We start from the raw sequence: 19,378 nt of genomic DNA, 5'->3' as shown, positions 1-19,378 counted from the left end.
CAATGCGCATCGCATTTGTGAATCACAGCCGGCGTAAGGTCGGCGGAGCCGAGGTCTATCTCGGCGCCGTGATTCCCGCATTTGCACGTGCTGGTCACGAACTTGCCTGCTTATTTGAGGACGATCCCGATTCCACTCACGATCGGATTTCGATCCCCGACGAGGTACCCCAATGGTGTGTTTCAGCCTCTTCCTCAACGATGGCGTTAGCGTCGTTGAGAGAATGGCATCCGGATATCTGCTTCGTGCACGGATTACACGACCCGGACCTGGAGGCTGCGGTAGTTGCTCTCGGTTGTGGCGCCCTGTACGTCCATAACTACTACGGTACCTGTATCAGCGGGAACAAAACTGTGGATGGCAGCACGCCTGGTCCTTGTCAACGTCAGTTCGGACCCCAATGCCTGCTCCACTACTTTCCCGATCACTGCGGTGGACGCAACCCTTTCACCATGCTGTCTCGCTATCGCCTTCAGAGTCGTCGTCTTGAACTGATGCGACGTTATCGCGCGCTAATAGCGAACTCCGGATACATGGCGCGAGAGCTGTCAGCTCACGGCTTACATTCCGATTGTGTATACCCGTTCACAGGAAGCGTAAATGCAGCACCACCCTGTTCACATGATTTCGCGACCGACCCGCTTCGACTGATGTTTGCCGGCCGTATGCATGCGCTGAAGGGTGGCCATCTGCTCATCGATTCTCTTCCCGATATTCAACGTCGGCTTGCCAGACGGCTGTCTCTAACTTTCGCTGGCGACGGCCCAGAGCGCGGAAGTTGGGAGAAACAGGCTCGGACAATCACCTCCGAGGCAGTCGCGTTCGAATTCACGGGATGGCTGTCCGCAGTTGAAGTTCAGAGACGGATCGCCAATTCGCACCTGTTGATCATGCCGAGCATCTGGCCGGAACCATTCGGTCTTTCCGGACTCGAAGCCGGACAGCTTGGCGTCCCAACCGTCACCTTCGCCGTGGGCGGCATACCAGAATGGCTTCACGACGGCATCAACGGGCACCTCGCTTCGCTTCCTGCCACATCACGATCGCTTGCGGATGCCGTCGTAAAATCGTTGAGCGACCCCGATCATTACCGTCAACTTTGCACCGGCGCTTTTGCCCGCTCGGCGGCCTATTCGCTCGATGCCCACCTCGCGCAATTACTGCAGATTTTCGAGAGGTGTACCGCTTGAAGCCCCGGCTACTCTTCATAGTAGAAAGCGGCACTGACGTAAGGCTGATCGAAGGGCTGGCCGACAACTTCGAGCTCACGGTCCTCGCTCGGAAAATTGAGGGTGGTGTGGAGATCAGCCGACAGCCATCCACCAGGATATGGATGACGGTCGGCCCTGCCGGACGGCTTGCCTTCGCCCGCTTTGTTTTCGCGGAATTGGTTCACCGTCGCTCCGAGATCGACATCGTTCTCGTTCAGGGCTACAGTCTTGCGGCTCTCGCGGCGAACATCGTCCGACAGTTCACCTCCGTACCGGTCATCATGCTGGTTTGTTCGCCCGTCGAGGCTTACTACCATTGTCGACTTCTTCACCCGTATGGCCGGCCATATCAGAAGCGGGAGGCCACCATTGTCGCGCTCCTCGCTCGGCTCAACGCGCTGCTTGGCGAAAGGTACCTAGTTCTAAGCGAGTATCTTTCGGGCGTGGTCCGCCGTTACGGTGCTCGCACCGTACACACGATTCCGATCTACGGGGTAGACACCAGAATCTTCGAACCGCCTCTCGTTTCTAAGGAAGAATTGAAGTCGCAACTCCGCCTTCCGAGGACCGGTACGCTGATTTTCTTCTCAAGCAGAGTCGCTCCCGAAAAAGACAGTGAGACGCTCCTGCGAGCCGTTCGCACCCTTGTCGACGAGGGGCACGATCTGTGGCTCTTGCATCGCAGTGGAGGTTATCGTCAGTTTCTGGCGGATGCGGAGAAGTTCGGCGTTCACACTCGCGTTATTGCAACCGATGCCGTTCATCCGCATCGCGAGCTTCCTCTTGATTACCAGGTTTGCGATATCTGTGTGCAAGCAAGCAGAGAAGAAGGCCTCGGCTTTTCGCCACTCGAAGCACTGGCGTGTGAAACCCCTGTCATCGCCACCAGTGTCGGCGGCCTTCGCGAAACCGTTGTCGACGGGCATACCGGATGGACGTATCCGGTCGGCGACCATCACGCACTCGCAGCCAGGGTGCGCGAAGTTATTGCGAAGCCGGAGGAGGCGAAGCGACGCGCGCGCGAAGGTCGCACGCTCGTTGTCCAGAAGTTCGACCGAAGACGCGTTTTTGATGATTTTTCCGACCTCGTGCGACGCATTCTCCTCACGAGTGGCAAGAGTTTCACTGAAGAATTGCCCTGCGCCGCGTCACCGCCCATCGCTCCTTTGCGAATCGTTCTCGCCATCCATGTTCGCCGCGATGAGCACACAGCCGTATATCGCAACACCTGCCAGCGTGCGATGTATTTCGAGAGCCGCGGACACAGGTGCACCATTCTGACCACCGACGACTTTCCTTGGATACAGAAACTGGGCCATCGCTTCACGCCGATTCTCTTCCCGATTGCGCTCGCAAACTGGTTCCGTACACGGGACGATGAGATCGATGTTGCCATGTTCCACAGTTACGCTGGCTGGCTGATCACATTTCTGCGACGCCACTTCAACAAGTTCAAGTCGCTCAAAACCTCCATCATGTTTCACGGACTCGAACCCCTCTACTTCGAGCAACTTGCCCGCGAGGTGCCGCTGTCCTTTCGCTATCGTTTGCTACAGGGCAAGATTGTTCCAGCGCTCCTAAAGTGCTCTTGCCTCGAAGCGGATCTGCTCATGTGCTTGAATTCTCAAGAGGCGCAGTTTCTTGTGGATCACAGGTGGGCAACACGCGACAAAACTAAAATCGTAAGCAATCCTGCGCCCGACAGCTTCTTTCATATTCATCGCACTTACGCGGCTCGTGCCACCCGACTTCTTTTCGTGGGTCAATGGCTGCCCATGAAAGGGATCCGGTACCTCCTGGATGCTTTTATTTCCCTGCACCAGCGTTACCCTGATCTGCAACTTTGCTGTGCCGGCACTCTGGCTTCGGAGGAGGAAGTTCTCAAGGAGTTCCCCGAAATCGTTCGTGGTAGCGTCTCTGTCAGGCCGCGTGTCAACCCACGCGAGTTGCTTGAACTTCACGAACAGGCCGACATTTTTGTCCTGCCGAGTTTGTCGGAAGGCTCGAGCGTGGCGCTAATAGAAGCTATGTCCAGCGCCCTGCCGATTGTCACAACACCAGTCGGCGCTGCACCAGACCTGCTGCTTGATAAACGGGACGCCATCTTCGTGCCCGTCCGTGATGCGCGATCGCTGAGCACTGCCATCGAGTTCTTGATCGACAAGCAACAAAATCGTGAAAGGTTGGGACGCGCGGCCCGCAAAGCAGCGGAATGTTTACAACCATCTGTCGTCTGGAAGGGACACGCGAACTGCCTCGATGCGATCGTCTCTGGCCATGCGCACCCGTCCGCTCCGAAATACTCGGTTGCGACTGGAGGCGCGGAATGAGTGTGCCCCCTGTCGCGACCACCAGTTCCCGCGAAGCGTACGACACATGGCATTTGAAGCCGGACATCGACATCGAGGCCAATACCCCGTGGCATTCGATGCTGAAGCCCCTTCTGCTTAACGAGAAACTCTCCGGCAAGCGCGTCCTTGAAATTGGATGTGGCCGGGGTGACTTCTCCTGCTGGCTCGCCATCAATACTCGCGCCCATTTGACAGCAGCTGACTTCTCCTTCTCGGGTGTAACTAGGGGAAAGGAACTGGCAAGTTCACTCGGGCTGGATATTGATTGGGAAGTCACCGATATGCAGTCGATCGCCCATTCGGACAGCAGTTTTGATTACGTTGTTTCATGCGACACAATCGAGCATGTTCCCGATCCGCGCCGAGGCGTATCGGAACTCGCCCGCGTTCTTCGTCCCGGAGGGAAGCTGTTCCTCACTACCCCCAACTATCTGAACCTCATGGGGCTGTATCGCGGATATATGAGGCTCAAAGGTACACCCTTCACCGAAACCGGACAGCCCATCAACCACCTCGTCATGCTGCCGCGAACTCTGCGTTGGATCCGTCATGCTGGTCTTCGGGTATTGCGTCATGAATCGCGGGGCATGTATCTGCCCATTCCGGGGCGGCCCTGGATGCTCGTCGATAAACTCGATCATCCGCGCGTGATCACAAGATGGTTAGGGCTTCACTCCATGGTGGTTGCAGGCAAATAGCGTGGAGACATCCGCCAACTCGATGCAATCACCGGCTCAGGCGATATCCTGTCGGCCGAAGCGAGTCGCTATCGTCTGCGATTTTGCGGAAGAGAATTGGCCCAGCATGGACCTGGTCGCGGATATGCTTTACCAGAATCTGTCCGGCCAGCACACCGAGTTAGCAGTAGGGCTAATACGACCTATGCTCCGATACGGTGCCACATCCCCTGGCAAAGCCAGCCGCCTATACGGACGTTTCGTGCAATATGCACGACATCTGCGCACTATTCGCGATCAGTTTGACCTGTTTCACATCGTGGATCACAGCTATTCCCAACTGGTCCACGATCTGCCGCCTGAACGCACGATCGTAACATGTCATGATCTGGACACGTTCCGCTGCCTCATCGAGCCCGCGCGTGAACCGCGCTCTTTCGCATACCGGCTGATGACCCGCCGCATTCTGCGCGGCTTCCAAATGGCAGCGCATGTCGTCTGTAATACAGTCGCTACTCACGATCAGATTCTGCGACACCAACTCATCGCGGCGAACAAATTGACCGTTATACATAACGGTGTCCATCCGGATTTGAGTCCTGAATCGGATGCCGCTGACCATGCGCTTGCCGAGACAATTCAACGGCCAGCCGGAGTAGTTCCCGAACTCCTCCATGTCGGAAGCACCATCCCGCGCAAACGCATTGATCTGCTATTGAAGATATTTGCCTCCGTGCGACAACAACTCCCGTCGCTTCGACTTCTTCGCGTCGGAACCCCGTTCACAATCGAACAACAACGACTCATGAACGATTTGCAGTTGACGCAGGCCATCGATTTCATCCCGCGGCTGACTCCGTCGATGCTCGCGGCCGCCTATCGCCGAGCGTCGGCAACGCTTCAACCGTCGGAAGCCGAAGGATTTGGTTTGCCCGTGATTGAATCAATGGCCTGTGGAACCCCCGTGGTTGCGTCTGACATCCCAGCCCTGCGAGAAATCGGCGGCGCAAACACTTGCTTCTGCCCCGCTGGCGACATTGGCCGCTGGACGGATGCGATCCTGAGAACTCTTGCTTCGCCACCCAGCCATACAGCTCTGCGTGAGCACGCTCGGCACTTCAGTTGGGAAGCGCACGCGGCGAAAGTTGCTCAGATCTACGAGCGGGTGCTCGCAAAATGACCCGGCCGCGCATCCTCCACGTTGGCAAGTTCTATCCACCTTTCAAGGGCGGAATGGAAACGCATCTCCAGGAGCTTTGCCGGGCAATATCGCACCAAGCCGATCTCGATGTGATCGTCGCAAACTCTTCAACTCGTACCGTCCACGAGTCCGACGGTCTTATCCGTGTTCATCGCATCGGGACCTTGGTGAATGTGGCTTCCGCCCCAGTTTGCCCTGAAATGGTGAAATGGATTCGCAGCACGCCCGCCGATATCATTCACCTGCACTCGCCGAATCCCACCGCCGTCATTTCCTATTTCGCTTCACAGCATCCGGCACCGCTGGTCGTTACACATCATAGTGACATCGTCCGCCAGCAATGGCTCAAATACCTTTATGAGCCTTGGCTCAAGCGTTTGATGTCCCGTGCCGCCCGTATCATTTCCTTCTCGCCAAACTATCTCGATAGCTCTGCAACGCTTTCGCCGTATCGCGACAAATGCCGAGTCATCCCTCATGGGGTCGATGATCAAAGATTTCGCGATGTCGATCCAAACTGCGTCGCAGAACTCCGGCAGCGTTATGGAAGCAAAATCGTTCTCAGCGTCGGGCGGTTGGTCTATTACAAAGGATTTGAATATCTCGTCCGCGCTATCGCCCAGACTGACGCCAGTTTGCTGATCATAGGCACCGGCCCGCTGCATGAGACGTTGCAAACCCTCGCACGAGATTCTCGCTGCGCCGACCGCATTCACCTCCGGGGCGAAGTTTCCGATCTCCGGCCCTACTATCACGCTGCGGACATATTTGCGTTGCCATCCATCGCTCGCAGTGAAGCCTTCGGCATCGTGCAACTCGAAGCCATGGCGTGCGGCACACCAGTAATCAACACGCAACTTGATTCCGGGGTTCCCTTCGTCTCGAAACACGGCGTCAGCGGACTCACGGTCCCCCCGGCCAGTGTCGAGGCTCTTTCGCAGGCAATCACGGTTCTCCTTCGCGACCGCGACATGCATCGCCGTTTGTCGGAAGGCGCCCGCCAAAGAGTCCGGGAGTGTTTCACTCTCTCCGGCATGGCGCAGCAAACTATGGAATTGTATGAGGAAGTTATTGCAGAAACTTCAGCCAGACAAACAAGAACGGCGGCCGCGCAAGCGTAACCGCCGCCTTGAAGTGTTTCCGCTAAAAGATAGCCAGCCCCGTCGCGATTTGCAGAATTGACTCGGTGCTGCGCTTTGCCAGCGCCTTGGCTGCGCTGCCGGGAATCACCAGAATGTCGTCCGGCACGAGTTCCATGTCGTCTGCTTTTGCCGCCAGGATCGCCTTCAGCGGCACTTTGATTTCCTGCGGTTTCCCGCCCGCCCGACGAATCAATCTCGCTTTGCCGAGTGCGGCCGTTCGATTGGGACCTTGCGCCAACGCCACTGCTTCAAGCACGGTCATGTGCTCCGAGTGTTCCATTACGTATCCACCCGGCCTCACCACGTCGCCCACCACATACACCACCCCGCCTTTGGATACAACGATCGTGTCGCCCGGATAAACCTCAACGTTGCTGTCCATCGATCTCGCGGGATCGTTTGTGATCATCACCTTGTCCGGCTCATTCGGCCTGTCGCGATGCGTAATCGTCACCAGTTTTCCGGCTTTCACCGTGAATCCGCCGGCCAGTGACACCACATCGTAAAGCCGCCGCGTGCTCATCGCCGGATACACGCCCGGGCGGATCACTTCCCCCATGATCGAAATACCCTGAGAAGCGTAATCCTTGATCAGTACCATCACGTGCGGATCACGGAAGTAATTGCCCGCTTTCATGGCACTTGCAATCTGTTCTTGGGCTTCTTCAATCGTCTTGCCTCCCACCCCCACAACTCCAACTAACGGCAACGAGACCTCACCCGAATCGGCCACGCGCACGTCGTGTTTGTAATCCGACACTCCATACACGCTCACCTCGATGAGATCACCCGGACCCACCCTTAATTTCCTTGAAGATGGCGGGGCGAGTGCCGCGTTAGCGCTGTTGTTCGAGCCAGGCACTGGAACCTGCGGTTCCACAGTTTGACATAACGAGCTCGATACAAATAAGCAGGCAAAACACAGAAGTAGAAAGGCAACAAAACCTGTCGACCGGCGGCGCATGAAACTCCTTGGAAGTTGCCCGAAGTTTAGCACAGCATCCTTGCCCAACCGTCTCGCTTCCGGGCCTGAGCGTTATTACTGAGGAAACCCACCCTGTGTCGAAACAGGGTGGGTGTAGGGTGAACTACTCGATGTACGCCACAGCGTACCAATGCACGTTCGCAGGACGCGTGTCCCAATTGGGCGTATCCACTCGAACTGCGATGGTATCCCCGGCTGCGACCGCCTGGTTTAACGAAATATCGGTTCCCGCAGTCGCGGTGCTGTTATAGGAGAACGAAGTCCCGCCAACACAATTTGCCTCGCTGTTGATACAAACTCGATGGGCCACCATTGCCGCCGAACTTGCGGCAACAGACAGGTTCTGTCGAACGTAAAATGGGTTCAGTATTCCGCCTTTCGGAATTTCGATCTTCGCCAAGTCAAAACTGGTGTTGTTCCCGCCGACCAAATCCCCGCCAAAATAGTACGTCCCGCCGCTTTCTAGTTCGTTGCTGCCGGTGCTCGACAGCGTCAGGGTATAACCAGTGCCTGCGCCCTGATCGGGCGAACAGATCAAAGTTCCACCGCTGCTGATCCCGCTCACTTTGTCTGTCCCGCTGCAGGTTTGGTTCGTCCTCACTGAGGTAGTCTGAACCGCGTTCATGTTGCTCGCAAAGGGAATGCTCATGTGTTGTTGGCTTGCCCCTGTGATTTGGATCGGGTTCGTCGGCGAACTCACAACGTGGTAGACCCACTGCGGCGGCGTTCCCACCAGGGAGTAGTTTCCCGCCACATGCACCAGGGATCCTCCACCGAACACTCCCACGTGGGGAGCACCGTTCGACGTTTCCAGAACGCCACCATTCATAACGAGGTTTCCAACGTTGACTTCTGCCAGCGTGTACTGGACTGTCACCGGATTCGTTTCGTTACTGAACACCGGTTGGTCAATGACGAACGACGTGTTCGCGTTACCTTTTAGTACCGCGCCGATCTCTGTCCCGTTGCTCGCCTCAACCCAAAGCCCGTGAATGGTCGCGCTGGATGTGTCGATATACAGCGGATACTTGCCGCCTGTTAACGCAAGGTCTGTCATCGTGAGAACACCACTTGCCGCGCCGATTCCGAGCGCAAACTGCGCAGTCGATTGCGCTGTCACCCTCACGCTCGTCAACCGATTGAGGTAGCAATTGTTCAGGAACTGCAAACCCCGCCGCGCGGACGAAACCTGCACATTTTCGATCAGGCTGCTGATGACGTAGATGAACTCCGGCCCGGTTCCTACGAATGAAAGATCGCTCAAATGCAAATTCCCAACCTGCCCCATGCCCCCGCCGAATCTCCTCAGGAACAAGTGCTCAGGACCCAGCCAGGTACTGGCAGTCGTAAATTGGTCGAACTGGCTGTCGAAATTCAAGAGGAAGAGCGTAGACGCATCGCTCGTGAACTTCGCGGTAGGTGATGCGAAGTTGCCGCTGTATCTCGCGAAATTCGAGATCCGCACTGAATCTATCCAGCCCTTAGCCATCGGATTCAGGAAGGTGCTTTCCATGAATCCGGCGACTCGAGGCCCAATTACGAAGTCTTCACCCGCGGCCTGCGAAATCGTTCCCGACGCCGCCGTGCTTCCCTTGAGTTCCCCGTTGATAAACAACCTTAACGAGCTTCCGTCGAAGGTCATGGCTATATGCGCCACGCTCCCTTGCGTGACCGCGTTCGCGGGGGAGGTCACCGACTGCAACACTCCGCCTACATTCAAGGAAGCCGTGATGCTATCTCCGGTTACATGCTGAATCGAGAACGCGACGTTTGTCGTCGTTGTTACCGTGCCTGAAGAGGAAATGATGTTGTACAGCCCCGCGCTCACCGACTCATCCGGCTTGTAGTAAAACTCCACTGTCAGGGCGTCGCGGCCGTTCAGTTCCACTGCGCCACTCTCTCGCAGGTTAAGCAGGTAATCGTACCCGCCGTTCAGATACATTGAGTTCCCCGGCCCGGTCACCAGTGACTCACCTGTCGGCAACGACGGATAGAGCGACGTCGGAGGCGACACCACCAGCACCGCGCCCTGATCGGCCGAGTAACCAGTGATCTCGCTTTGGCCTCGCCCCGCTCCGAAGAACCGGATGCCCTTCGTGATGTGCAATGGCTTACTTACATGGAAAATCCCTCGCGGGACATAGACGGAACCATACGGACCATTTCCCTCACTCGCCGCATCGATTGCCGCCTGGATCGCCTGCCAGTCATCCGCGCCGTCGTTGGGCTTCGCGCCGAAGTCTTTTACGTTGTAAACGCCGCGATAGCTTGCGTCACCCCGCAGGTCGATGATCGGCACCTTGTTGGGATTCGCGAAGCTGTCGATTCCGGGATATTCGCGCGGAATCACCACAGAACCGGTCGCTCCGGCATCGTTGATCGCTGCCTGAATCGACGGAAATTGCGTTGCAAACCGCATGCCTGCCAATGTGATTGGCGTGTCATTTTCGCGACCAAGCTTTTGCGTCAACGCCCCTGCGAGTCCGGCCATTTGTAGGTCGATGTAATGCCGGTTCACCGCATGGTTCGTGCTCGTTGGATCTCCCGCCAATATCAGAGCTCCAGTCATGGTGTCGCCGGACTTTCGCACGAACTCCCCGGTGCTGACGGACGCCACCTGCGCATCCACGTAGCTCTTGTTCGCCACAGCCGAGGCAACTCTCGGCATTGGAACCAGCGGGGACGCAACGAACTCCTTGATACCGGCAACCTGCTCATCGCCGATCTTGTGCAGGACCGAAGCGCCATCCGCCTTCAACGCCAGCGTCGAATCGACATATTGCCGCGACGCAAACTGCACCGCCACCGAAGCCGGTGCCAATTGCGACCTCACTTCGGCCACCTTAACCGGACTCTTCCGCGGAATCGTCCAGTACTCGGTGCTTGTTGTTCCGTCATTCAACTTCAGAGTCACTTTGTAGTACGTGCCGGATGGGTTCGCGCCCTCGTTTGGCGCGAGCGCCACCGTCACGTTTCCCCCTGCTCCGATCCCCAGCGACATTGTGCCGGCCGCGACAGGCTTTCCGTCTGCCGTCACAAACGCAGGCCATGACAGCAAAATCTGTCCTGCCGCTGGCGCTCCGTCCGCCCGATAAACGACATCGCTCACCACCGTCGTTGCGGGTCCGGCCTCTGCTCTGCCGCCAACCATAATGAACACCAGTGCCGCCACCAGCGCCGACACAATACCGCGCCCGATCCTGCTTCGCCCGAAGCAGGCCAAAATTCCAAATTTCATGGGATTCCCAGCCTGAAATGAAAAGAAGTTTTCTAAAACCCTACTATTTCAAGCTTAGCGTTTTGAAAGGGGGCATCATGCCAACATTTGGAAAAATATATTTGCCGTTATCTCAATGACTTACGCGAAAAAAGCTGGCTTGACCCCCTTGACATCTCTTTTCCCGGATTGGGAATTCTGGCTTTCACAGCCCGTGCTTATGACACAGGTACTTCATCTGTCGCTCAGAAATGTTCAACAGCTTCGCCGCCTTGTTCTTTACCCCTGAGGTCCTTCGCAATGCGGCCCGCACATATGCCGCTTCGATGCGCTCCATCTCATTCGGAAAATCCAGCCCCTCTTCCGGAATGAGCAGCGATTCGTTCCGCGCATGGCTTGCGAACAGAACCGACTTTGGGAGGTGTCGTGCTTCAATTGTGTCGCCAGTAACCATCAGTACAAGCCGCTGTACCAGGTTTTCGAGTTCGCGGACGTTCCCTGGCCAGTTGTAATCCTCCAGAATCTCTATCGCCTCTGGCGCAATATGCTTCTGCTGCAGGCCCTCCAATGCGCAGAAGTGCTTCAGGTAGTGATCGACCAGCAGAGGAATATCTCCCTCTCTCTCTCTCAAGGGAGGCAGGTCTAGCGGCACCACATTGATGCGGTAGTAGAGGTCCTCGCGAAACCGCCCCGCCTTGACCATTTCCTCCAGGTCCTCGTTGGTCGCCGTGATCAACCGGAAATCGATCGCACGCCCTGTGTTGCCACCGATCCGGCGGACCTCCCGGTCTTCCAGTACTCGCAGAAGTTTGCTTTGTAGTGGGAGTGTCAGGGTTGCGATCTCATCCAGAAACAACGTTCCCGTGTGTGCCAACTCGATCTGTCCCGGTCGCGCTCGATCTGCTCCGGTATAGGCGCCGCGTTCATGTCCAAACAACTCGGTCTCTATAAGGGATTCCGGCAGTGCCGCGCAGTTCAGACTAATGAACGGCTTCGCACTCCGCCGCCCGAGTGAAACCATAGCTCGTGCGGCCAATTCCTTGCCTGATCCGCTCTCTCCTCGGATCAGCACCGTCGTACCGCTGTCCGCCAGCCGCAAGATGGCTTCGTACACCATTTGCATCGGCTCGCTTGCTCCGATCAGACCGGCGAGAGAACGACGGTCGGAAGTGACGCGAACCATGTCCGCCGCCTCCGAAGCATCTCCATTCAGGCAGGCCATGACGGCACTTTGCAGCTTGTCGGGATCAACGGGCGCAATGAACACATTCTGGATAATGCTGCGTATGCGTCCGGCTGCCTGCCGTGAGCGTGTCAGTCCAATCACGCGGAGTTGCGGGAATCGTTCGCAGATCGAATAAGCCGCATTCTCGGATTCGCGTGGATTCCCGCCGATGGAATCCAGATCCAACACCAGCAGGTCCTGCGGAATCGACGACAGCACCGTGAACAGTGAATCTAGATCCGGAACCTGCGCTACGTTGGCCACAACCGAAAGCTCCGCATCAAGCGCGGCGCAAGCCTCCCCGTCGCTCGACAGAATAAGCACAGGACGTCGATCTGATTTCCTGGGAACCGCAGACGAAGACATGGCACTATCTGGGTCGGAAAGGTTAATGTGATTCCCGGCAATTTGCTATAAAAAACGCATTCGAGGCGCAAGATGAAAGAGAAAATCATCGTCTACGAGAAACCCACCTGCACCACTTGTCGCGTTGTGAAAAAGGAGCTTACGGAGAAAGGGGTCGAATTCCAGGCGGTCAATTACTTCGAAGAGCCTCTCACGGCAGAAGGTCTGGGTAATCTACTCAAGGCAGCCGGCCTTCGGCCTGCCGACGCTATCCGCAAGAACGAACCTGCTTACAAGGAGCACGTTGCCGGGCGCGACCTAGACGACGCTGCCCTGCTCCGACTCATGGCCAAGCATCCCGAACTTATCCAGCGTCCCATCGTCGTGAAGGGTGGTAAGGCCGTTATACCGAGACCGATTGAAAAGCTGCGAGACCTCGGTCTGTAAACAATCTCGGCGGACAATTTCTGTACCTGGCTAGGGACAGAAATTGTCCCAGGACAAAACTGGTCCTTACCAAAAGCCGTCTGAAACCTAAAAAACGGGCGAATTGTTTGCTTTTTGCTTCCAGCTGCCCTTGGCACGCCGAGTGCTCTAGAGAAGGACAAGACTAGGGGCTCAGAAAATCACTGTAAAAAACTGGAGGCTATACAGATGGAAAAGAAATCTTTGATTGCCAGCCGTGACGTTGTCCGCAAAGCTATTATCGCCACCACGCCCAATGCGGTTGGCACTTCTGTAACGAAGGTAGCAGCGAAGGCTCCCGCAAAGCTCGCCGCAAAAGCGCCGGCAAAGCTTGCTGCAAAGGCTCCTGCAAAACTCGCTGCCAAAGCTCCAGCCAAACTAGCCGCCAAAGCACCGGCAAAGCTTGCTGCAAAGGCTCCGGCGAAGCTCGCTGCCAAAGCGCCAGCCAAAATGGCCGCAAAGGCTCCCGCAAAGCTCGCCGCGAAGGCCGTCGGCAAGGCTGCTCTGTAAACAGAACCAATCCGGATTCAGGCCGCTCGCGAATGAGCGGCCTTTTTCATTGCTAGTAAAGCCGTCGCCCCGCGAAATCTTTCACGTTGCCCCAAAACTTGCCAAACAAACTTTGGTTCCTGAGTATGATCTTGGCTTCGCCGGACATACCCGTTTTCAAATCTCCTGGATTAGCGATTCGCACATCGACAACATAAAAGGCCGGCGGCCTAAGACCCGAATATTTGCTCTCCGCCATCAATCCCGGCGGCACATCGGACGGAGCAACGCCGATGTAATCGACCTGTCCCTTTACCAGCGACCAGCGGGACTTCATTCGCACCGATACTGGTGCACCGGCGTGGATCTCCCGGACTTGGTATTCCGGCAGGTACAGTCTGGCTCGCATGGTGCCCAGGTTCTCGATGGTCGCCAGCTCAGTACCCTCCTCCACGTAACGTTTTTCCAGGTCGCGCGGCCGGGGCGTTGTTACCACCCCGGCAATTGGCGCCGAAGGTAACAATTCGCTAGCCCGGCTTCGGGCGGTCTCCTGCACACTCTCGGCCCTGTTGAATTCCGCCTGCGAGGACCCAAGAGATGCGTACTGCAACTGGGCCCTCACGTAACGGGATTTCGCAACCTCCAGCTCCGCAGAAGCCTTCGCCAGTTCGCCCTCGATTTCGAGATTCCGCATTTGCGCGATGGGCGCCCCGGCTTGAACCTGCGACTGTTCTTCCACGTACATCCGCTCGACAAAGCCAGGAACCTTCGCTCTCACCACCGCCTTCTCCACCGGCTCGAGCACAAAAACGCCATTAGCGGTCTTGTGGAACACCGGCACGATAAGCACAACGGCGAGCCCCACCAAGAGAGCGACCCGAGTGGTTGGACTCGTAGCCGTCTTCAATTCATCCAGGTTGTGGAGGAACACAGTTTTCATAAAAGCACCAAACCGGAGAATGCGTGATTTGAAAATCTTCCACGCCACCAGTCCCGCCGGAACGAAGGCCCATTCCGGAGTAAAACGATGGAACACGTTGTAAGTGAACCGCGACACGGCAAAGAGAAGAAGGTAGCTGTATGCGCCGGAAAGCAGAGCGTACGGCACAAACAACCATCTCCGCCTCGGCGGAACGTAGTCGTACTCCACGGGAAGCCGGAACACATGCTTCTTAACCCAACCGGAGACAAACGCCGTCGAACGTTCCTTCAGCTCCGAAACTCCCACGATCTCTGCCAGCGCGTAATACCCATCCAGCTTCATCAGTGGGTTCATGTTGACCACGAGGACTACCAGCCCCGTAATCATCATCAGCTTGTATGACCATTCGTGGACCATCGTCCCGCCCGGAGTACCCCACCAGATGATGGTCGCGATGGCGCAGAACACCATCTCGATCCACACCCCGGCGATGATCGCCCACAATCGCTCCCTCCGTCCCACGCGCGCCCACAGCTCAGTGATCTCGATCGCAAACGCTGGTGCCAGATAAATCAACTGGAATCCCATGTTGTGCACCGAGGCGCCGTAGTGTTTCGCGGTAAGTCCATGTGCCGATTCGTGAAAGAACGCCATGAACAGGAATAGCAGCCAGAACTCCAGCAAGTCGCTCGCGCTCTTTTGCGTGAAGGTGTAATAGAGGAGAGTATCGCGCCCGATCTCCGACCACCGGCTCACCCAGATCCATGTCATGAAGGCAAACAGGCCCATCGTCAGCGCTGTAAACCACGGCGTGTAGATGAACCACAGCTTCTCGTGAACCCAGGTCAGGAACTTGTCCGGGTCCCATCCCTTGAAAATGATGTGTGACAGGTCAGAGAACTTGCCCTTCTGCTTGACCCTGCGAGTGCGTTCGTCCTTCAGCTTCTGGCTGAGGGTGATATTCCGTTCTTGCGCCGACTCATACCAAAGTCCCGTATCGACGGAAGCGAGAGCGAATCCCTTGACGTCTTCCTCCGGGATCGCAGTGCCTGTTTGCTCGAGATAGGCTTGGGCCACCTCTGCAATATCCCTTTCGCCGTCAAACAGCTTGAAGAGATCAAACTGCGGCTGCTCGAGGTAATACATCGCGCCCTTTTCGGGCACGAACACCACCTTGATCGGCTGGCCGTTGTCATCAATTTCGTCGCGTACGATCAAGTCCGGGTTGAACTTGAACTTGCGCTTCGCGACGACTTGCGTCGGCAGCTCCGGCAACGCCTGCACAAGTGCTTCAGCTAGATTCATCGAGAGGTTTCAAGACGGATATTGCTGACCATTCCTGGACGCAACGAACCGGTCGGTCCAACTAGTTCTGCCGTGACATCAATCGTGCCACTCGCCGGATCGATGACCGGACTTAGCAGCACCACCTTCGCCGCGTACTTCTGTTCCGCCATCTCGCTCGGAACCACCTCCAACATCGTCCCTCGCCTCACTTGGGCAGCGTACTTCTCGGGAAGAGTGAACTTCACGCGCATTGGCGAAACCGCCGTAACCCAGAACAGACGGTCTCCATTTGCCACCCGCTGCCCCAGTCGCACATAGCGACGCGCGACTACACCGTCGAAGGGCGCTACGATCCTTGTTTTCTCCACTTCCAGTTCAAGTGATTCTGCCACGCTGTTCGCACGTTGCAGGTTTTTCTGTTCCCTATCCAACTCATATTTCGTAGCCACGAGTTTGAACCGGTCGTGATCCACCTGGCTTTCGGTGATCAACTTGTTCTCCCACATCTTTTCGCTACGATTCAGATCCGTTTCCGCCATTTTTACCGTGGCTTCCCAGTTCTTAAGGTCGGCCTCAATACTTGCCGATTGCGCCCTGGCCGCGTCGCGGTCTGCTTTTAACTGACGATCGTCCAATCTCGCCAGCAACTGCCCTTTACGCACGGAGTCACCTGCATCTACCAGCAACTCAGAGATAATCCCATCTCGCTGCACCGCTACATCCAGTTGGTTCTCCACGGTGATTGGCCCGGAAGCAACGAACTCCGTATCCTCCGTAGGCACTGGCTGAATCTGTTCGGAAGCGCTCTTGTTCGCGTTGGAAGTTGAAGTTGCGTTCGCCGGAGTGGACGCTGTTTTACACCCCAAGTGCAACGCCAACGCAACCAGCAGCCCCAGAGAAATGATTGCCCTTCTCACGCGTCCCTCCCTCAGAAGCCGAACCATGACCACAACTTGCCCCACATCCACATCCCCGGACGCCGGAACATCACGTACCCCGCCGACTTCCATCCCGTCCAGATCTTCGCGGTGCCTTGCATGCCCGGTTTCACCAGCCTGTCCGGATTCGGCACATCCACCCGCGCATAAAACATCCGCTGATCTCCGACAGGTTCGCTTTTCGGGCTGATCACCAGCACGTTGCCGCGGAACGTCTTTGTCGGATAACTGTCGAGTTTGACGCCTGCCGACATCCCAGCCTGCAACAGTGGGACGTCCTGCTCTTCGACAGCTACATCGACAACCGCATGTGAGGTGTCGGCGATCTCCGCAAACTTTTCACCGGCATCCAGCTTTCGGCCAGTGAAATTCTCAACGAACGGTGTCGTCACCACTCCATCGACAGGCGATCGTAACTTCGCTCTTTCGATCTTCTCGCGCAACCTCGCCGCCTCCGAGGACCACAGCGCCACATTCGCGCGCTGGACACCCGCCGTTGTTCCGTCGTTGGCCGCCAATGCCCGGTTCATTTCCGAAACCGCGCTGCTGTATTTGGCTTCCGCCTCCGCCAGCAGACGTCGAAACTCCCAGTCATCCATCTCGGCCAGAATCGATCCTTTACGCACTGCATCGCCTTCACGCACCAGGACGCGCTTCACCACGCCATCGAACTCCGGTTGCACCATAGCCGTTCGCGTCGCAGTAACGTTTACGTCGCCCGCAATTCGCAAGGGAACCGGGAAGAAAAGCAGGAACAGCACCACCGCTGCCGCCAGAAGCCCAACCCTCACACGCCGTTGCCTGTCCATCCCCATGAACTTGCGCTTGCGCTCCATGATGGGGCCGATCACGTTGATGAACGGCACTTCCTGGTACAACTGTGCATTACGGAGCGCGACGGTCGCCTGTCCGGAGAGAATTTTGATCAGTTCGATATGAGCTGAGCTTAGGAAGTCCGGATCGCTGCTCTCATAGACGAGCAGTCCCAGTCGCCCCTGATCATCATTCAGCAGCCGCGCGTGGAATCCTTTCACCCCGGTTTGCGCGAAATAATGGCGGAAGCTTTCCTTCGTCTGCTCGGTCGAGCCCGTAATCTGTTCGTCATGCTGTTGGACAGTCAGATCCTCTCGTGTAAACGAGAGCCACTCCACCAGATTTCGAAGAGCAATCACGGATGGCTCTCCGAAATTGATCTTGAGCATGCCAGAGACTGCTCTCAACTGCAGTTGCCCGTTACGCTCCAGCGCAATTGCGCTGCGCTCATATGGGATCACTGCCTGCGGCCCATTCACAATGGTCTGGAGCACCCGGTCTAGATTTAGCGTGGACGTTATCTCGCTGCTGACATCCACCAGCGTCTGCAGGATTTGCGCCTTGCGCTCCGACTGCAACAGCGCCGCGTTGTGCAGCGCCCCCGAGGCCGTCTCGCAGATCGTTGTCAGCAGGAAGAGATCGTCTTCATCAAAGGGCTGGCCATCGAGCCGGTTGATGATTTCCGCCACGCCAACACAATGTTCCTTGTCGAGAAGTGGCGCCGCCATCAGCGAAAAAATGGCGCCTGCCTCCACTCCCCCGTTACGCTTTGCAAGTCGTTCATCGGCACTGTCTACGGCACTCGGCTCACCACTCTCGGACACATCGAACGCATGCCCCTCACCTGCTTGTTGCGTTGATCCGATGTGCATCGTCGGATCTTCGCCCGCCGAGTTCGTCAGCAACAATGTCTGGCTGCTCTCCACCATCCACAGGTTTACAGCCTGTACGTTCAGGATTTCGCGAAATTTGGACGCAATGATCGGAAGCAGCTCTTCAATTTCGATCGTGGCGTTGAACGTCTTCTCCAGGTCGTAGAACTGCGTCATCCTCGAGATCGATTGGAGTTGCGAGTTTCGCTCGCGCTCGTAGTCAAGCGAAGCCGCAATAGCTGTGGAGGACAGCCGCAACGCGCCGGAAAGTAACTCCTCCAGTTCAGGGCGAATGGCCTCCGAAAAGGAAACGATCTCAACCGCTGCAATAACAGAATCTTCAAGGAGGATTGGCAACAAAGCCCAACTGACTACCGTTCGACGCAAGTCGAGATGGGCGTATGCCTCGCGCGCAAGTTCGGCTCCATCAAAGAGCAGGAACTGCGGGTGAACGGCGAGTCCCTGCAACACTTCAAGGTTGGCCGCCAGTGTTGCATCAACTTTCAACTCGCCGACTGTTGCTTTTGAACGCCACACCGACCCGCTCTCTGTGTCTTCCAACACATAGACGACCACTCCGCTGTCGGGAATGATCATCTGAATTAGCGATGCGATCTGGCGCGCTCGCGGACTCAATTCGCGTTGCGATAGCAGCGCTGACGCGAACGCTGCGATATCAAGAACTCGAACCGCCCCCTCGGTACCCATTGTCCGTTCCTACCCCACCCCTGAACATGGACCCAACCCCAAGACTTGCCAAAACAATCCTTTTTGGCTACTTTGGGCGCGAACTGTATCAGACGGTCGGGCCTAGGTCAACGAACCTTAATTGCTCATTTTTCGGGGGACTTGGTGGATCTTTCCTTAGTGAAGCAGGCAGATGTTCAGGTTGTTCGGTTGCGTGGACGTCTAACCCTCGGGCAGGCCGTGGACTCCTTTCGCGACGCTATAGAGCAGTCCATCAGTGCGGGCGATACCCGCATTCTGATTAACCTCTCTGAAGTCCCGCTCGTCGATTCCAGCGGCATTGGCGTCCTCGTTCGCAGCCAGACAGCCGCGAAACAACAGGGTGGCAGCATCAAACTGGTGCAGCCCACTGCTTACACTCAGAAAACCCTTAAGATGGTCGGCCTCCTGGACCTCTTCGAGGTTTACGACTCCGAGGAAGACGCCGTCGCATCCTTTAACTAGGCTCCAATTGCCGAATTTGAAACTTTTCTCTCAGTTGGGCGTCTGAA

At 56.6% G+C, this 19,378-nt stretch carries 14 protein-coding genes; 8 read left to right on the top strand and 6 right to left on the bottom strand.

The genetic code is table 11. The annotated features are described in order from the left end of the window. Positions 1-2: 2 nt before the first annotated feature. The 5 genes from VN577_03765 to VN577_03745 are packed head-to-tail and all read left to right on the top strand — an operon-like array spanning position 3 to position 6,561. Positions 3-1,190 carry a glycosyltransferase family 4 protein gene (locus VN577_03765; protein HWR13918.1) on the top strand — a complete coding sequence of 396 codons (1,188 nt, stop codon included), beginning with the start codon at positions 3-5 and terminating at the stop codon, positions 1,188-1,190. Next, positions 1,187-3,541, top strand: coding sequence for a glycosyltransferase family 4 protein (locus tag VN577_03760; GenBank protein HWR13917.1), 2,355 nt, complete (start codon positions 1,187-1,189; stop codon positions 3,539-3,541). The genes VN577_03765 and VN577_03760 overlap by 4 nt, the downstream gene beginning before the upstream one ends. Then, positions 3,538-4,260, top strand: coding sequence for a class I SAM-dependent methyltransferase (locus tag VN577_03755; GenBank protein HWR13916.1), 723 nt, complete (start codon positions 3,538-3,540; stop codon positions 4,258-4,260). The genes VN577_03760 and VN577_03755 overlap by 4 nt, the downstream gene beginning before the upstream one ends. 22 nt (positions 4,261-4,282) lie before the next feature. After that, on the top strand, positions 4,283-5,419 hold the full coding sequence (locus VN577_03750; GenBank protein ID HWR13915.1) for a glycosyltransferase family 1 protein: 1,137 nt from the start codon (positions 4,283-4,285) through the stop codon (positions 5,417-5,419). A gap of 53 nt (positions 5,420-5,472) precedes the next feature. Then, positions 5,473-6,561: a glycosyltransferase gene (locus tag VN577_03745; protein HWR13914.1), complete on the top strand. Its 1,089-nt coding sequence runs from the start codon at positions 5,473-5,475 to the stop codon at positions 6,559-6,561. A 22-nt stretch (positions 6,562-6,583) separates the two neighbouring features. Here the strand turns inward: VN577_03745 and VN577_03740 are convergent, their stop codons facing one another. The 3 genes from VN577_03740 to VN577_03730 form a co-directional block, all read right to left on the bottom strand. Then, positions 6,584-7,546, bottom strand: coding sequence for a polysaccharide biosynthesis/export family protein (locus tag VN577_03740; protein ID HWR13913.1), 963 nt, complete (start codon positions 7,544-7,546; stop codon positions 6,584-6,586). Positions 7,547-7,670: 124 nt separating this feature from the next. After that, the gene (locus VN577_03735) at positions 7,671-10,805 is read right to left on the bottom strand and encodes a LamG-like jellyroll fold domain-containing protein (protein HWR13912.1); all 3,135 of its coding nucleotides are present in this window, start codon (positions 10,803-10,805) and stop codon (positions 7,671-7,673) included. A gap of 184 nt (positions 10,806-10,989) precedes the next feature. Continuing rightward, entirely contained in the window at positions 10,990-12,273 is a 1,284-nt protein-coding gene (locus tag VN577_03730) for a sigma 54-interacting transcriptional regulator (protein HWR13911.1), read from the bottom strand. Between the two features lie 174 nt (positions 12,274-12,447). Here VN577_03730 and VN577_03725 point away from each other — a divergent pair, with 174 nt between their 5' ends. Both VN577_03725 and VN577_03720 read left to right on the top strand, forming a co-directional pair. Beyond that, a complete protein-coding gene (locus VN577_03725; protein ID HWR13910.1) occupies positions 12,448-12,801 on the top strand; it encodes an ArsC/Spx/MgsR family protein in 354 nt (117 codons plus the stop codon). Between the two features lie 207 nt (positions 12,802-13,008). Beyond that, positions 13,009-13,329: a hypothetical protein gene (locus VN577_03720; GenBank protein ID HWR13909.1), complete on the top strand. Its 321-nt coding sequence runs from the start codon at positions 13,009-13,011 to the stop codon at positions 13,327-13,329. A 52-nt stretch (positions 13,330-13,381) separates the two neighbouring features. Here VN577_03720 and VN577_03715 read toward each other — a convergent pair whose 3' ends face one another. Genes VN577_03715 through VN577_03705 form a run of 3 tightly spaced genes read right to left on the bottom strand, consistent with a single transcriptional unit; the run spans position 13,382 to position 18,848 of the window. Continuing rightward, positions 13,382-15,535, bottom strand: a complete 2,154-nt coding sequence (locus tag VN577_03715; protein HWR13908.1) for an efflux RND transporter periplasmic adaptor subunit — start codon at positions 15,533-15,535, stop codon at positions 13,382-13,384. Beyond that, a complete protein-coding gene (locus tag VN577_03710; protein HWR13907.1) occupies positions 15,532-16,434 on the bottom strand; it encodes an efflux RND transporter periplasmic adaptor subunit in 903 nt (300 codons plus the stop codon). Before VN577_03710 ends, VN577_03715 begins: the two co-directional genes overlap by 4 nt. An 11-nt stretch (positions 16,435-16,445) precedes the next feature. Next, positions 16,446-18,848 (bottom strand): efflux RND transporter periplasmic adaptor subunit, encoded by a 2,403-nt coding sequence (locus VN577_03705; protein HWR13906.1) that lies wholly within the window; start codon positions 18,846-18,848, stop codon positions 16,446-16,448. Between the two features lie 144 nt (positions 18,849-18,992). Here VN577_03705 and VN577_03700 point away from each other — a divergent pair, with 144 nt between their 5' ends. Beyond that, the gene (locus VN577_03700; GenBank protein ID HWR13905.1) at positions 18,993-19,331 is read left to right on the top strand and encodes an STAS domain-containing protein; all 339 of its coding nucleotides are present in this window, start codon (positions 18,993-18,995) and stop codon (positions 19,329-19,331) included. The last annotated feature ends 47 nt before the right edge of the window (positions 19,332-19,378 follow it).

Source organism: Terriglobales bacterium (assembly GCA_035561515.1).
Classification (GTDB): Bacteria; Acidobacteriota; Terriglobia; order Terriglobales; family Acidobacteriaceae; genus DATMXP01.
Note: the sequence above shows the minus strand (reverse complement) of the source record. Positions and strands in the feature narration are given on the sequence as shown.

Coding starts and splice junctions, on each gene's coding strand:
- VN577_03720 (HWR13909.1), top strand. CDS start 13,009: ATGGAAAAGAAATCTTTGATTGCCAGCCGTGACGTTGTCCGCAAAGCT.
- VN577_03725 (HWR13910.1), top strand. CDS start 12,448: ATGAAAGAGAAAATCATCGTCTACGAGAAACCCACCTGCACCACTTGT.
- VN577_03715 (HWR13908.1), bottom strand. CDS start 15,535: ATGAATCTAGCTGAAGCACTTGTGCAGGCGTTGCCGGAGCTGCCGACG.
- VN577_03750 (HWR13915.1), top strand. CDS start 4,283: ATGCAATCACCGGCTCAGGCGATATCCTGTCGGCCGAAGCGAGTCGCT.
- VN577_03705 (HWR13906.1), bottom strand. CDS start 18,848: ATGGGTACCGAGGGGGCGGTTCGAGTTCTTGATATCGCAGCGTTCGCG.
- VN577_03740 (HWR13913.1), bottom strand. CDS start 7,546: ATGCGCCGCCGGTCGACAGGTTTTGTTGCCTTTCTACTTCTGTGTTTT.
- VN577_03755 (HWR13916.1), top strand. CDS start 3,538: ATGAGTGTGCCCCCTGTCGCGACCACCAGTTCCCGCGAAGCGTACGAC.
- VN577_03765 (HWR13918.1), top strand. CDS start 3: ATGCGCATCGCATTTGTGAATCACAGCCGGCGTAAGGTCGGCGGAGCC.
- VN577_03735 (HWR13912.1), bottom strand. CDS start 10,805: ATGAAATTTGGAATTTTGGCCTGCTTCGGGCGAAGCAGGATCGGGCGC.
- VN577_03745 (HWR13914.1), top strand. CDS start 5,473: ATGGAAACGCATCTCCAGGAGCTTTGCCGGGCAATATCGCACCAAGCC.